Here is a 13,502-nt window from a genome sequence, read left to right as displayed (position 1 = left end):
CTTTAACGAGCCCGGTAATTGCGGAAGGCGGGCACGGACAGGCCGACGACGAGCACCGTGACGGCGCAGGCGAGCCCGCCGCCCACCCAGGCCCCGCTCACCCCCAGCTCCGTCGCCGTCGCGCCGGCCCGCAGGTCACCCAGGCGCGGCCCGCCCGCCACGACCACCATGAACGCCCCCTGCAACCGCCCGCGCATCTCGTCGGGCGCGTACAGCTGCAGGATGGACTGCCGCCACACCGAGGAGATCACGTCCATCACCCCGCCCACGGCCATGAACGCCACCACCAGCCAGAGCTGGCTCGCCAGCCCGGAGGCGGCCACGGCCAGGCCCCAGACGGCGATCACGACGACGAGCGCGACCCCCTGCCGCGAGACCCGCCCCACCCAGCCGGAGAACAGCGCCCCGGCCACCGAGCCGATGGCCATGGCGGAGCTCATCCAGCCGAGCGCGATCATCGAGCCGCCGAACCTGTCGGCGGTCAGCTCCGGGAAGAGCGCGCGCGGCAGGGCGAACACCATCGCGATGATGTCCACGACGAACGACATCAGCAGCACCGGGCTCCTGACGATGAAGCTGAGCCCCTCCAGCACCGCCCCGGCACCCGGACGTCGCACTTCGCCCAGCGGGGGCAGTGAGGGCAGTCTGAGGGCCGCGTAGAGGCTCGCGGTGAACAGCAGGGCGTCCATCGCGTACGCCGCCGCGAACCCGCCGGAGGCCAGCACGACGGCCCCGATCATCGGGCCCGCGACCGCGCCGATGCTGAAGACCAGCGAGTTGAGCGCGTTCGCGGCGGGCACCAGCTCCTTCTCCAGGATCCTGGGGATGATCGCGCCCCTGGTCGGGCTGGTGATCGCGAAGCCGGTGGCGTTGAGGGCGACCGCGCCGAAGATCAGGTAGACGTTCCGCAGGCCGAGCAGCGCCTGCCCGAGGATGAGGAGCGTCGCCGTCCACGCGATGAGCGAGCCGACGATGAGCAGCTTGCGCCGGTCCACGGCGTCGGCTATCGCCCCTCCCCACAGGCCGAAGACGATCAGCGGGACCAGGTTGGCCATCCCCAGCAGGCCCACGTACAGCGAGGAGTGGGTGAGCTCCCAGACCTGCTGGCCGACGGCCACGACGGTCGCCCCGACGCCGACGTGCGAGACGGCCTGGCCCAGCCAGAGCCGCCGGTACTCGGACACGCCGAGTGGCCGGGTGTCTACCAGATGACGCTTGACCAGCTCCGCGATCGCCACTCCATGAACATTAAGGTGCCAGCCTTTCCAGAGCCCAACCGGGTCGTGTCCGGCGATAACGGAGCCTGTCGTGCATCCGGTCGAGTTGTCCCTGCCAGAACTCCATCTCGATCGGATAGACCCGGAAACCTCCCCAGAAGTCGGGCACCGGCGGGCTCTCCGGCCAGCGCTCGGCCAGCTCCGCGTAGCGCTCGTCCAGCTCCTCCCTGGACCGCACGACGGCCGACTGCCGCGACGCCCAGGCGCCGATGCGCGAGCCGTACGGGCGGGAGTTGTAGTACTCGGCCGACTCCTCGTGGGAGATCCGCGTCACGGTGCCCTCGATGCGTACCTGGCGGCGGATCGGATGCCAGGGGAACAGCAGTGACGCCCGGGGGTTCTCGGCCAGGTCGCGCCCCTTGCGCGACTCGTAGTTGGTGTAGAAGACGAAACCGCGTTCGTCGTAGCCCTTCAGCAGGACCGTCCTGGCGCTCGGGCGGCCGCCGGACGAGGCGGTGGCCAGGACCATGGCGTTGGGTTCGGGCAGGCCGGACTCCAGCGCGTCCTGGAGCCAGAAGGTGAATTGCTCTATGGGGTCGGACGCGAGGTCGGATTCGAGCAGCGGCTCGCCCTCGTACGTTCGGCGTAGCCCCGCCAGCACGGGCGGGCGCGGGGTGGCATCCACGAGACGGTATTCTTGCGCGCTTGCGTGGTAGATCCCATGCACCCCCCTCACCAGCGGGTTTGGCCTTACGGCGGGTCCCGAGACCGAGCACGACCTGGGAAGGGGTTAAATTGACCCGCCGGTATCTCGACATCAAGGCATTGCCCAAACATGGCAAGGGAAAGGGAGGCGGCCGAGTATGTCCGACTTCAAACCCGGGCTCGAAGGCGTCGTAGCTTTCGAGACCGAGATCGCGGAACCGGACAAAGAAGGGGGCGCCCTTCGATACCGGGGCGTCGACATTGAGGAGCTGGTCGGCCGCGTCCCGTTCGGGGCTGTTTGGGGCCTGCTGGTCGACAACAAGTTCCAGCCGGGCCTGCCCCCGGCGGAGCCGTACCCCATCCCTGTCCACTCCGGTGACATCCGCGTAGACGTGCAGAGCGCCCTGGCCATGCTGGCTCCGGCCTACGGCTTCAAGCCCCTGCTCGACATCAGTGACGAGGAGGCCCGCGACCAGCTCGCCCGCGCCTCCGTCATGGCTCTCTCCTTCGTCGCGCAGTCCGCGCGCGGCCTCGGCCTGCCCATGGTGCCGCAGAGCCGGGTCGACGAGGCCGAGACCATCGTCGAACGTTTCATGATCCGCTGGCGCGGTGAGCCTGATCCCAAGCACGTCAAGGCCATCGACGCTTACTGGACCTCCGCCGCCGAGCACGGCATGAACGCCTCCACGTTCACCGCCCGCGTCATCGCCTCCACCGGGGCCGACGTGGCGGCCGCGCTCTCCGGCGCCGTCGGCGCCATGTCGGGCCCGCTGCACGGCGGCGCCCCGGCCCGCGTCCTGCACATGATCGAGGGCGTCGAGCAGCTCGGCGACGCCAAGAAGTACGTCCAGAGCGAGCTCGACAAGGGCAACCGGCTCATGGGCTTCGGGCACCGCGTCTACCGCGCCGAGGACCCGCGCGCCCGCGTGCTCCGCCGCACCGCCAAGGAGCTCGACGCCCCCCGTTACGAGGTCGCCGCGGCGCTGGAGCAGGCCGCGCTGGACGAGCTGCACGCGCGCAAGCCCGACCGGGTGCTGGCCACCAACGTCGAATACTGGGCGGCCGTGGTGCTGGACTTCGCCGAGGTGCCCTCCCACATGTTCACCTCGATGTTCACCTGCGCCCGCACGGCCGGCTGGGCCGCGCACATCCTGGAGCAGAAGCTCACGGGCCGCCTCGTGCGCCCGAGCGCCAACTACGTCGGCCCCGCCTCGCGCCCCCTGAGCGACGTGCCCGGCGCCGCCGAGGTCACCGGCAAGAACTGACGGGATCGGCCCCGGCGTGTCCGCTTCACCACGAGTTCGGCGGCGCCCGGGGCCTTTTCGTGATTTCGGGTGTGGGCTTCTTCTCAGATTCCCGCCCCGGTCCCTTGTCAGCCCCGCGGGATCAGTACCCTGGTCAGGTGGCTGACATCGTGATTCCCGCTGACATCAAGCCCGCCGACGGCCGTTTCGGCTGCGGGCCCTCGAAGGTACGCACCGAGCAACTGGCCGCGCTCGCCGCCTCCGGCGCGAGCCTCATGGGCACCTCCCACCGCCAGAAGCCGGTCAAGAACCTGGTCGGCCGCGTACGCTCCGGACTCGCCGACCTGTTCTCGCTGCCCGAGGGCTACCAGGTCGTGCTGGGCAACGGCGGCACCACCGCGTTCTGGGACATCGCCGCCTTCGGGCTGATCCGCGAAAAGTCGCAGCACCTGTCGTTCGGCGAGTTCTCCTCGAAGTTCGCGGCGGTCACCAAGAAGGCCCCGTGGCTGGGCGAGCCGAGCGTCATCAAGTCCGAGGTCGGCACCCACCCGACCGCCGTGGCCGAGGAGGGCGTGGACGCCTACGCCCTCACCCACAACGAGACCTCGACCGGCGTCGCCATGCCCATCCAGCGCGTGGGCTCCGACGACTCGCTCGTGCTCGTGGACGCCACCTCCGGCGCCGGCGGCCTGCCCGTCGACATCGCCGAGACCGACGTCTACTACTTCGCCCCGCAGAAGAGCTTCGCCTCCGACGGCGGCCTGTGGATCGCGATCATGTCGCCGCGGGCGCTGGCCAGGGTCGAGGAGATCGCCGCGACCGGCCGTTACGTGCCGGAGTTCTTCAGCCTGCCGGTCGCGATCGACAACTCCGCCAAGGACCAGACCTACAACACGCCGGCCGTGGCCACGCTGTTCCTGCTGGCCGACCAGCTCGACTGGATGAACTCCAACGGCGGCCTGGCCTGGACCACCGCCCGCACGGCCGAGTCCAGCCAGCGCCTCTACACGTGGGCGGAGAAGTCGGCCTACACCACGCCGTTCGCCGCTCCGGAGTTCCGCTCCCAGGTCGTCGGCACGATCGACTTCGCCGACTCCGTCGACGCCGCCGCCGTGGCCAAGGTGCTGCGCGCCAACGGCATCGTCGACACCGAGCCCTACCGCAAGCTGGGCCGCAACCAGCTGCGCATCGCGATGTTCCCGGCCATCGACCCGGCCGACGTCGAGGCGCTGACGGTCTGCGTCGACTACGTGGTCGAGCGCCTCTGACGGCGTGACAGCTCCTCCATGAGGGCGAGCGCGTCCTCCTCCTCGACGCTCTGCGCGAACCTGGCCAGCACCGGCAACCTGTCGCCGCCGGCCGAGAGTGCTTCGAGCATGAGGTCGGCGACGTGCTCGTCCCTCGACTTGACCGCGGCGTAGCGGAACGCGTTGCGGTACGGCGTACGTTCGAGCAGGCCCTTCTTCACCAGCCGCTCGGCCACGGTCTGCACCGTCGTGTACGCCAGTTCGCGCTCCTCGTTGAGCCGGACCAGAAGCTCCCTGACGCGCATCGGTTTCCCGGCATCCCACAGCACGTCCATGATCGCGCGTTCCAGGAACCCCAGGTTCGCCAACTGACCAATCCTCCGGCTCGATTAGTAGGAAACATTGTTGCCCGAAAAAGTCAGATCCGGCCAGGGCATCTCGCGGCCGAAGAGCCTCGGCTATCTGATGTTCGCCAGCCGCTGGCTCCAGGTCCCGCTCTATCTGGGCCTCATCGTGGCCCAGGCGGTCTACGTCTGGCAGTTCGCGCTGGAACTGTGGCACCTGATCGAGACGGTGTTCCTGCACACCGCCCCGGTCACCTCGACGACGCCGACGCCCGAGGTCGTGGTCATGCTCACGGTCCTGGCGCTCATCGACGTGGTGATGATCTCCAACTTGCTGATCATGGTGATCATCGGCGGTTACGAGACCTTCGTCTCCCGCATCAACCTCAACGACCATCCCGACGAGCCCGAGTGGCTCTCCCACGTCAACGCCAACGTGCTGAAGGTCAAGCTGGCCACGGCCATCATCGGCATCTCGTCGGTGCACCTGCTGCAGACGTTCATCAGGGCCCAGTCGACGCCCAACGACAAGATCATGTGGCAGACGATCATGCACCTGGCCTTCGTGGCCTCGGCCATCGGCCTCGCCTACATCGACCGCCTGCTGTCCACCTCCCCGGCGGAGCACACGCGGTCACATCTCTGACCCTCAGTACGCCGGGATCTCGCGGCGCTTGCGGCGCAGCACCCAGCCGGCCACCACGCCGCCGATGAGCCCGAACAGGTGGCCCTGCCAGGAGATGCCCTGCTGGTTGGGCAGCAGGCCCGCCAGGATCCCCCAGTACGCGAAGCCCACGCCGATGGCGATGACGATGTCGAGCAGCCTGCGGTCGAACAGGCCGCGGGCCAGGATGAACCCGAAGTAGCCGAAGATCAGGCCGCTGGCGCCGACCGTGTAGACGTTGGGGCTGGTCAGCCAGGTGCCGAGGCCGCCGATGAGGATGATCAGCACGCTGGCCCACAGGAACTTGCGCAGGTCACGCAGGCCGGCCAGGAAGCCGAGGACCAGCAGCGGGAGCGAGTTGGCCATGAGATGGCCGAAGCCGCCGTGCAGGAACGGGGCGAACAGGATGCCGATCAGGCCGTCGGGCTCCCAGCCGATGATGCCGAACTCGCGGTCGAGCCTGCCGTTCAGCACGAAGTCGACGCCCTCGACGACCCACATCACGGCCAGCATGGCGACCACGACGGCGAGCGCGCTCAGCGCACCGGACAGGAGCGCCCCGGCGCCACGCTTGGCCGACTCGAACCTGTGACCCGAATAGTCGCTCATGCGCTCTCCCGGTACGTTGCCTTCTCTTTCTTTACCGTAGCCAGGAACACTTATGCACGCGCTAAAAGCCGCCCCTGACGGAATCCGGGGGTCCGTCGGAAGAGAGGCGGGCCGCCCCGTCCCCGCGCACGGCGGCCGGGCGCATGCAAGCATCGGTGCAAAGCGGGCTGGGGTCCCTCGGCGGCTGAGCGCCGTCGGGCAGCGGAGCGGTGGGCTGAGCGCCGTCGAGCGGCGGGGTGAAGGCCTTCGGGAGGTAGTGGCGGGCTGAGGGTCGTCGGGAAGGAGCGGGGCGGCGTCGTAGGGCGGGTGAGGGGCGTCCGGTGGCGGGCACCCGGGCGGGAGAGCCAGTGCGGTGGGCTCTCCCGCCCGTAAGAGGCCTGGCGCCGGGTGGTTACTCGCCCGTCCAGCGGGGGGCGCGCTTCTCGGCGAAGGCGGCCGCGCCCTCCATGGCGTCCTTCGAGCCGAACACCGGCCCGACGATCGCCCCCTGCTTGGCGAACATCTCCTCCAGCGACCAGTCCTGCGACTCGATGATCACCTTCTTGGTCGCGGCGAGCGCCAGCGGCGCGTTGGCGGCGATCTTGCGGGCCAGCTCCAGCGCCCCCTCCAGCGCCTCCCCCGGCACGGTGATCCGGTTGACCAACCCGAGCTCGTACAGCCGCGCCGCCGGATAGTGGTCGCCGGTCAGGGCGATCTCCATGGCCACGTGGTACGGGATCCGGCGCGGCAGCCGCATGACGCCGCCCGCGCCCGCCACCAGCCCGCGCTTGGGCTCCGGCAGGCCGAACTTGGCCTCCGACGACGCCACGATGACGTCGCACGACAGCGCCAGCTCGAACCCGCCCGCGAGCGCGTACCCCTCCACGGCGGCCACCAGCGGCTTCTTCGGCGGCGACTCGGTGAGCCCGCCGAAGCCGCGCCCCTCGACCACCGGGAAGTCGCCGGACAGGAACCCCTTGAGGTCCATGCCGGCGGAGAAGGTGCCGCCGGCACCGGTCAGGACATAGGCGGAAATGTCAGGGCGGGCGTCGAGCGCGTCCAGCGCCTCGGCGATCCCCCGCGCCACCGCCCCGTTGATGGCGTTCCTCGCTTTAGGGCGATTTATCGTGATTACGGCGACGTTCTCGGATTCCTCGACGAGCACTTCGTCAGACAACGAGACCTCACTTGGGCTGGAAGCGGATGCCGCCGTCGAAGCGGATGACCTCGGCGTTCATGTAGTCGTTCTGGATCAGCGAGTGCACCAGGTGCGCGAACTCGTCGGCCCGCCCCATGCGCTTGGGGAACACCACCGGCGCCACGAGCTTGGCCTTGAACTCCTCCGAGTCCGGCGTGAAGCCGTAGATGGGCGTGTCGATGATGCCCGGGCAGATCGTGTTGACCCGCACGCCGATCGCGGCCAGGTCGCGTGCCGCGGGCACCGTCATGCCCACGATGCCTCCCTTGGAGGCCGAGTACGCCAGCTGCCCCGTCTGGCCCTCCAGCGCCGCCACGGAGGCCGTGTTGATCACCACGCCCCGCTGCCCGTCGGCGTCGGCCGGCTCCGCCTTGGCGATCGCCGCGGCGCCGATGCGCATGAGGTTGAACGTGCCGATCAGGTTGACCTCGATGACCTTGCGGTACGTGGCCGGGTTGTGCGGGCTGCCGTCACGGTTGACCGTGCGCTCGGCCCAGCCGATGCCGGCGCTGTTGACCACCACGCGCAGCGGCTTGCCGGTGGCCACCGCCGCGTCCACGGCCGCCTGCACCTGCTCGTCGTCCGACACGTCGGTCTTGACGAACACCCCGCCGATCTCGTCGGCGACGCTCTTGCCGCGCTCCTCGTTGAGGTCGGCGACGACCACCGTGGCGCCCGCGCGGGCCAGCTCGCGGGCCGTGGCCTCGCCGAGGCCGCTGGCGCCGCCGGAGATGATTGCTGCAGATCCGTTCACGTCCATATCCCGGACCCTAACCCGCCGACCGAATGAAGTTCTACTCGGGGGGCGTCAAATCTCACCCACAGCGCTGTCGACGTCGGCGTAGACCTTGATGCGCCGGTCGAGCCCCGTCGTACGGAGAATGCGCGCCACGGGCGCCTGGGGCGCCGCCAGGGACACGCCGCCGCCCTCGCCCGTCGCCAGCCGCCAGGCCTCGATCAGCACCGACAGGCCGCTGGAGTCCATGAACGACAGCTGCTGCAGGTCGAGCACCAGCCTGGCGCTGTCCTGCTTGATCGCGTCACGCACCTCGTCGCGCAGGAACGGTGCGGTGAACAGGTCAAGCTCTCCCTCAACGGCCACCACCACGGCATCACCAAGGGCGTGTCGCGCAAGCCGCAGCTTCATTTGGCCCCTCCTCGATGAGCCACTGTACTTCGACATCCCCGGGTCCCGGGCATGCACAAACTATGAAGAGGCGGACGGGAGGCGGATAAATGCCCTCACACCGCAGGGATCGCGAACCCGTATGGGAGCTCCAAGCGGTGCTCGGCCAGCAGTTCCGCGTTCGAGAGCAGCTCACGCGTGGGGCCGTCGGCGGCGATCACGCCACCGGAAAGGATCAGTGAACGTTCACACAATTCCAGCGCGTACGGAAGGTCGTGCGTGACCATGAGCACCGTCACGTCGAGCGAGCGCAGGATCTCGGCCAGCTCCCTGCGGGCGGCCGGGTCGAGGTTGGACGAGGGCTCGTCGAGCACCAGGATCTCCGGCGCCATGGCCAGCACGGTCGCCACCGCCACCCGGCGCCGCTGCCCGAACGACAGGTGGTGCGGCGGCCGGTCGATGGCCTCCAGCATGCCGACCCGCTCCAGCGCGTCCTTGACCACGCGGTCGAGGTCCTCGCCCCGCACGCCCGCGTTGGCCGGGCCGAAGGCGACGTCGTCCCTGACCGTGGGCATGAAGAGCTGGTCGTCCGGGTCCTGGAAGACCAGGCCGACGCGCTGCCTGACCTCCTTGAGCGTGTCCTTGCGCACCGGCGTGCCGGCCACGGTGACGGTGCCGTGTCCCGGGGTGAGGATGCCGTTGAGATGCATGACGAGGGTGGTCTTGCCGGCGCCGTTGGGGCCGAGCAGGGCCACGCGCTCGCCGCGGGAGATCGACAGGTCCACGCCGAACAGCGCCTGCGTGCCGTCGGGATAGGCGTAGGCGAGCCGGCTGACGTCGAGAGAGTTCACCACGAGAGTCCCCATACTGCGAGGGCCACGGCCGGCAGAGCCAGAGCGATGCCCCATTGGCGTACAGATGCCGAAATATCTTGAATTATCGGCATCTTGCCGGTGTATCCCCGGCTGAGCATGGCCAGATGCACGCGCTCGCCCCGCTCGTACGAACGGATGAACAGCGCCCCGGCGGACCGGGCGATCACCGGGACGTGCCGCAGGTCACGCGCCTCGAAGCCGCGCGACTCCCTGGCCACCCGCATCCGCCGCATCTCGTCCACGATCACGTCCATGTATCTCAGCATGAACATGGCGATCTGCACCAGCAGGGCCGGCAGCCGCAGCCGCTGGGCGCCGATCAGGATCACCCGCGGCTCGGTGGTGGCCGCGAGCAGGATGGAGGCGATCACGCCGAGCGTGGCCTTGGCCAGGATGTTCCAGGCCGCCCAGAGGCCGGGCACGCTCAGCGAGACCCCCAGGACCGTCGTCCGCTCCCCCAGCCCGATGACCGGGATGAGGAAGGCGAACAGCACGAAGGGCACCTCGATCACCATCCGCCGCAGCACGTACGCCAGCGGCACCCGCGCGGCCACCGCCACGGCTCCCAGCAGGGCGGCGTAGACCGCGAACGCCCAGAACCGCTCCCTCGGCGTGGCCACCACCACGATCGCGAAGGCGAAGACGGCCAGCAGCTTGCACTGCGGCGGCAGCCGGTGCACGACCGAGTCGCCCGGCAGGTAGAGCTGGTGATGGTGCCCCGCGCCCACGCGTCACACCTTGGCCGTGTCGCGGCCGCGGGCGGCGTACGCCACGGCCCCGGCGATGAGCAGCACGAGCCCGACGCCGATGATCCCGGCCACGCCGACGGGGATGCCGCCCACCTCGCCGTAGTCGGCCAGCCCCCACGTCACCAGGTGGTCGGACGCCTGGCCGAGGAAGCCCTTGTTCTCGGCGACCGCCTCCAGCCCGTCGGGCGAGGACGAGGCGAAGAACGACACGACCCCGGCCAGGACCAGCGTCAGGCCGACCCCTCCGAGCAGGAACGGCTTGAGCCTGCCGGGCGCGGCGGCCGGCTGCTCCTGCCCGCCCACGGTGGTGGTCGCGCCATCGGCGTCGCGCAGGACCAGGGGCCTGGTCAGGCCGCGGGCGCCGTACACGAGGTCGGGCCGCACGGCCAGGACCGCGCCGACGGTCACGGCCGTGATCACCGCCTCGCCGATCCCGATCAGGACGTGCACGCCTCCCATGGCCGCCGCCACCGCGCCCACCTCGATCGGCGCGGTCCCCCCGATCCAGAACAGCAGCGTGAACGCCAGCGCGGAGGCCGGCACCGACACCAGCGCCGCCAGGAACGCCGCCACCGTCACGCGTCCCCTGGACAGCCCCGCCACCGCCCGGAAGATCCCCCAGCCGACCACCACGGTGACGATGCCCATGATCGTGATGTTGACGCCGAGCGCGGTCAGCCCGCCGTCGGCGAAGAACACCCCCTGCACGAGGAGGACCACGGCCATGCACAGCACACCCGTGTACGGCCCGACGAGTATCGCGGCCAGCGCACCGCCCAGCAGGTGGCCGCTGGTGCCGGCGGCGACGGGGAAGTTGAGCATCTGCACGGCGAAGATGAAGGCCGCGACGAGCCCGGCCATGGGAGCGGTCCGGTCGTCGAGCTCGCGCCGCGCCCCGCGCAGGCAGACGGTGACCCCGGCCGCCGCCACCACCCCGGCCGAGATGGACGTCGCCGCGTTGAAGAAGCCATCTGGTACGTGCACCGGCACACCTCCTGCAAGAGCAAACGGTCCTACTTTAGGACATCGACTTGCACCTGCATATGGGTGGCATTAGCGCATGATTCTCCTGATGATCATCCTCGCCGTGAGCCGCCGCACCACGGTGCTCAGCCGCCCCTTCCCCGAGGTCGCGTACGGCCGCACGCTCCTGAGCACGGCCGCGCCCCACCACCGGCGCGGCGCCGCCACCGTCTCGGCGTCGGTCTCGATCCTGAACCGCGCGGGCGGCCCGCCCAGATCCAGCTCCAGGTACGCGTCCCACGTGCCGGGCGGCAGCCAGCCCACCCCGAGCCGGGCCACGAAACCGCCGCCGGGCAGCGCCACGGCCCGCTCGGCCCGCTCACGGCCGCTGCGCCGCTCGCGCCAGACGATCCGCTTGACCGCCGAGGCGGCGGGGACGGCGCCCGCGACGCGGACCTCGCCGTCGACGATCAGCCGGTGCCCCAGCGCCCACCTCGTCCTGATGAGCCGCACCGAGCCGGGCACCCCGACCACGTGGCCGCCGACGTCGATGCTGAGGTTGCCGTTGTCCCTGGTGAAGTACGGCAGGGCGACGGCGGCGCCGATCAGTCGGGGTGGCGGGCGGTTGACGCCGCTGTCGCGTTCGGCCCCGAGCCTGCCGAGCCGTACCACGCCTTCGACCTCGACCGCCACCCGCAGGTCCCAGATCCCCGAGCCGAGCGCGGCCGCCTCCACCCGCGCGGTGAACTCGCTGTCCTTGCGCTCGGCCGGGACGACCACCTCGGCGGCCGGGTCGTGCCGCGCGCGCAGCACCACGGCCAGGGCGCCGTCCCCGCCGATGCCGTCGAGCCCGGCCGATCCGGTCACCACGAGGGTGTCGCCGTCCCAGCACAGCCCGGTCAGCCTGCGCCGCACGGCGGCGTTCTCGATGCGGGCCAGGCGCACGAGGCGGTCGATGTCGTCGAGCGCCGCCACCCGCTGCCTGTCGACGTTGTTGAGCAGCTCGTGCACGCCGGGGGTGTACCACTCGTCGCACAGGGCGGCCACCTCCCGCGCGATGTCCTTGCGCCGCACGTCGTCGCTCTCCAGGAACACCTGCCCGAGCTGCGCGAACACGTCCAGCCTGAAGTGCCGGCGCAACAGGTGGTCGCGGAGCGGGCCGGGCTCGACGTGGGCGGCCATGAGCCGGATCGGCGCCCTGATCATGGCGAGCCAGGCGAGCGGGTCCCTGCTGCCGTTTTGCTGCATGATGCTGGTGCCGTCGGGCCTGGACACCAGGTGGTAGCAGTCGTAGTCGGCCACCACGGAGACGGCCCCGGCGTGGCAGAAGGCGTGCACGGTGAAGAGGATGTCCTCGCCCACGAGCATGCCCTCGCCGAACCTGATGCGGTGGCGTTCGAGCAGCTCCCTCCTGAACAGCTTGAAGCAGCACAGGCTGTTGTAGACGTTGCTGTCGCCGATGGTCACCCGGTCGGCGCTCTGCTGGAACATCGACACCGGCGCCCGCCTGCCGTGGCCCACGATCTTGCCGAGGACGATGTCGGAGCCGTTCCTGTCGGCCATGGCGACCATGCGCTCCAGGGCCTCGGGGCCGAGGTAGTCGTCGGCGTCGCAGAAGAACACGTACCGGCCCGAGGCGTGCTCGATGCCGATGTTGCGCGGCCGGCCCGCGCCGCCGCTGCCGTCGATGTGGACGACCTTGACGCTGGCCCGGTGATAGGCGGCGTAGAGGTCGAGGAGCTCGGCGCTGCCGTCCGTGGAGCCGTCGTCGACGACGACGATCTCCTTCTTCACGCGCTGCACGAGCACGGAGGTGAGGCATCTGTCGAGGTAGGCCCGGCAGTTGTGGGCAGGGATGACGACGCTCACGTCGACCGCGTCGTCACCGTTCCCCGTTTCAGACATCCGCCACCACCGCCACCACTCCAGAGAGTCACGTTGTGCTGCCGTCCCGCTTCAGTATGTGACGAGTCCCGGCCTCCGCGAGGGCCGATCGTATGTCTTCACCCATGCCTTTTGCAGCCAACGGAGAAATACGGCATTCCACTAATAGGCCCTGGCAGTACCACATTTATCCTGGACCGAATGAGTTTCAGGAATGAGGTTTTCCTACCGAGGAATAGAAACCTCCCTGCCAGGATCATTCAGCTACCCCCGGACCTTCGCCGGTGATCCGCCCGAGGGGCTTGCGCGTCTACAGTTAGGCAACCTTGACCGGGAGGTGGCGGGAAATGGCATCGGATCTCTGCAGGCGGGCGTCGGACGACTCGCCCGTGCACTCTGCCGAGTTCATCGTCTTCGCGGCTCGCTTGGAAGAGCTGCATCAGTGCTCCGCCGTGCTCCGCCGTACGAGGTTGCGCGCCGAGGAGATCGTGGACGAGGCACGGACCTTGCTGGCGGAGGCCGAGCAACGCGGCGACACCGACCGCGTCCTGGAGTTGCGCGCCCAGCTGGAACAGGCGCGCGGGATGTACGGCAAGGTGCTGAGCGCGTACGTGACGATCTGTCGCAAGATCGCCGAAGAGCGCCAGGCCATCCTGCGGGAGCAGATGGGGTTGTCAGGTGCCGCCTGACGAGATAGC

At 69.8% G+C, this 13,502-nt stretch carries 15 protein-coding genes; 4 read left to right on the top strand and 11 right to left on the bottom strand.

The annotated features are described in order from the left end of the window. Nucleotides 1–2 precede the first annotated feature (2 nt). Both HD596_RS18345 and pdxH read right to left on the bottom strand, forming a co-directional pair. Nucleotides 3–1,238 (bottom strand): MFS transporter, encoded by a 1,236-nt coding sequence (locus HD596_RS18345; protein ID WP_185070517.1) that lies wholly within the window; start codon nt 1,236–1,238, stop codon nt 3–5. 10 nt (nt 1,239–1,248) lie between these two features. Beyond that, nucleotides 1,249–1,902, bottom strand: a complete 654-nt coding sequence (gene pdxH / locus HD596_RS18340) for a pyridoxamine 5'-phosphate oxidase (RefSeq protein WP_185070515.1) — start codon at nt 1,900–1,902, stop codon at nt 1,249–1,251. 178 nt (nt 1,903–2,080) lie between these two features. Between pdxH and HD596_RS18335 the strand changes: the two genes are divergently transcribed. Next, on the top strand, nt 2,081–3,187 hold the full coding sequence (locus HD596_RS18335) for a citrate synthase 2 (RefSeq protein WP_185070513.1): 1,107 nt from the start codon (nt 2,081–2,083) through the stop codon (nt 3,185–3,187). 137 nt (nt 3,188–3,324) lie between these two features. Then, on the top strand, nt 3,325–4,434 hold the full coding sequence (gene serC / locus HD596_RS18330) for a phosphoserine transaminase (protein WP_185070512.1): 1,110 nt from the start codon (nt 3,325–3,327) through the stop codon (nt 4,432–4,434). On the opposite strand, the gene HD596_RS18325 is transcribed toward serC, so the two are convergent. Then, nucleotides 4,413–4,781 (bottom strand): BlaI/MecI/CopY family transcriptional regulator, encoded by a 369-nt coding sequence (locus HD596_RS18325; protein ID WP_185070510.1) that lies wholly within the window; start codon nt 4,779–4,781, stop codon nt 4,413–4,415. The genes serC and HD596_RS18325 overlap by 22 nt on opposite strands. Before the next feature lie 37 nt (nt 4,782–4,818). Between HD596_RS18325 and HD596_RS18320 the strand changes: the two genes are divergently transcribed. Beyond that, nucleotides 4,819–5,403, top strand: coding sequence for a TIGR00645 family protein (locus HD596_RS18320; protein WP_246554541.1), 585 nt, complete (start codon nt 4,819–4,821; stop codon nt 5,401–5,403). A gap of 3 nt (nt 5,404–5,406) precedes the next feature. Here HD596_RS18320 and HD596_RS18315 read toward each other — a convergent pair whose 3' ends face one another. From HD596_RS18315 to HD596_RS18280, 8 genes are all read right to left on the bottom strand, one after another. Further along, nucleotides 5,407–6,030 carry a rhomboid family intramembrane serine protease gene (locus tag HD596_RS18315; protein ID WP_185070508.1) on the bottom strand — a complete coding sequence of 208 codons (624 nt, stop codon included), beginning with the start codon at nt 6,028–6,030 and terminating at the stop codon, nt 5,407–5,409. A gap of 391 nt (nt 6,031–6,421) precedes the next feature. Continuing rightward, a complete protein-coding gene (locus HD596_RS18310) occupies nt 6,422–7,186 on the bottom strand; it encodes a crotonase/enoyl-CoA hydratase family protein (protein WP_185070506.1) in 765 nt (254 codons plus the stop codon). A gap of 7 nt (nt 7,187–7,193) precedes the next feature. After that, nucleotides 7,194–7,967 carry an SDR family NAD(P)-dependent oxidoreductase gene (locus tag HD596_RS18305; RefSeq protein WP_185070504.1) on the bottom strand — a complete coding sequence of 258 codons (774 nt, stop codon included), beginning with the start codon at nt 7,965–7,967 and terminating at the stop codon, nt 7,194–7,196. Nucleotides 7,968–8,015: 48 nt separating this feature from the next. Then, nucleotides 8,016–8,354 carry an STAS domain-containing protein gene (locus HD596_RS18300; RefSeq protein WP_185070501.1) on the bottom strand — a complete coding sequence of 113 codons (339 nt, stop codon included), beginning with the start codon at nt 8,352–8,354 and terminating at the stop codon, nt 8,016–8,018. Between the two features lie 95 nt (nt 8,355–8,449). After that, nucleotides 8,450–9,187, bottom strand: coding sequence for an energy-coupling factor ABC transporter ATP-binding protein (locus HD596_RS18295; RefSeq protein ID WP_313044480.1), 738 nt, complete (start codon nt 9,185–9,187; stop codon nt 8,450–8,452). Next, nucleotides 9,181–9,936, bottom strand: coding sequence for a cobalt ECF transporter T component CbiQ (gene cbiQ / locus HD596_RS18290; protein ID WP_185070497.1), 756 nt, complete (start codon nt 9,934–9,936; stop codon nt 9,181–9,183). The genes HD596_RS18295 and cbiQ overlap by 7 nt, the downstream gene beginning before the upstream one ends. A 3-nt stretch (nt 9,937–9,939) precedes the next feature. Continuing rightward, the gene (locus tag HD596_RS64810) at nt 9,940–10,941 is read right to left on the bottom strand and encodes an energy-coupling factor ABC transporter permease (RefSeq protein ID WP_185070496.1); all 1,002 of its coding nucleotides are present in this window, start codon (nt 10,939–10,941) and stop codon (nt 9,940–9,942) included. Nucleotides 10,942–11,010: 69 nt separating this feature from the next. Further along, entirely contained in the window at nt 11,011–12,825 is a 1,815-nt protein-coding gene (locus HD596_RS18280) for a glycosyltransferase family 2 protein (protein ID WP_185070494.1), read from the bottom strand. A 326-nt stretch (nt 12,826–13,151) separates the two neighbouring features. On the opposite strand from HD596_RS18280, the gene HD596_RS18275 reads away from it, so the two are divergent. Next, entirely contained in the window at nt 13,152–13,493 is a 342-nt protein-coding gene (locus tag HD596_RS18275; RefSeq protein WP_185070493.1) for a hypothetical protein, read from the top strand. The last annotated feature ends 9 nt before the right edge of the window (nt 13,494–13,502 follow it).

The organism is Nonomuraea jabiensis (assembly GCF_014204795.1).
In the GTDB taxonomy this organism is placed as follows: Bacteria; Actinomycetota; Actinomycetes; order Streptosporangiales; family Streptosporangiaceae; genus Nonomuraea; species Nonomuraea jabiensis.
Note: the sequence above shows the minus strand (reverse complement) of the source record. Positions and strands in the feature narration are given on the sequence as shown.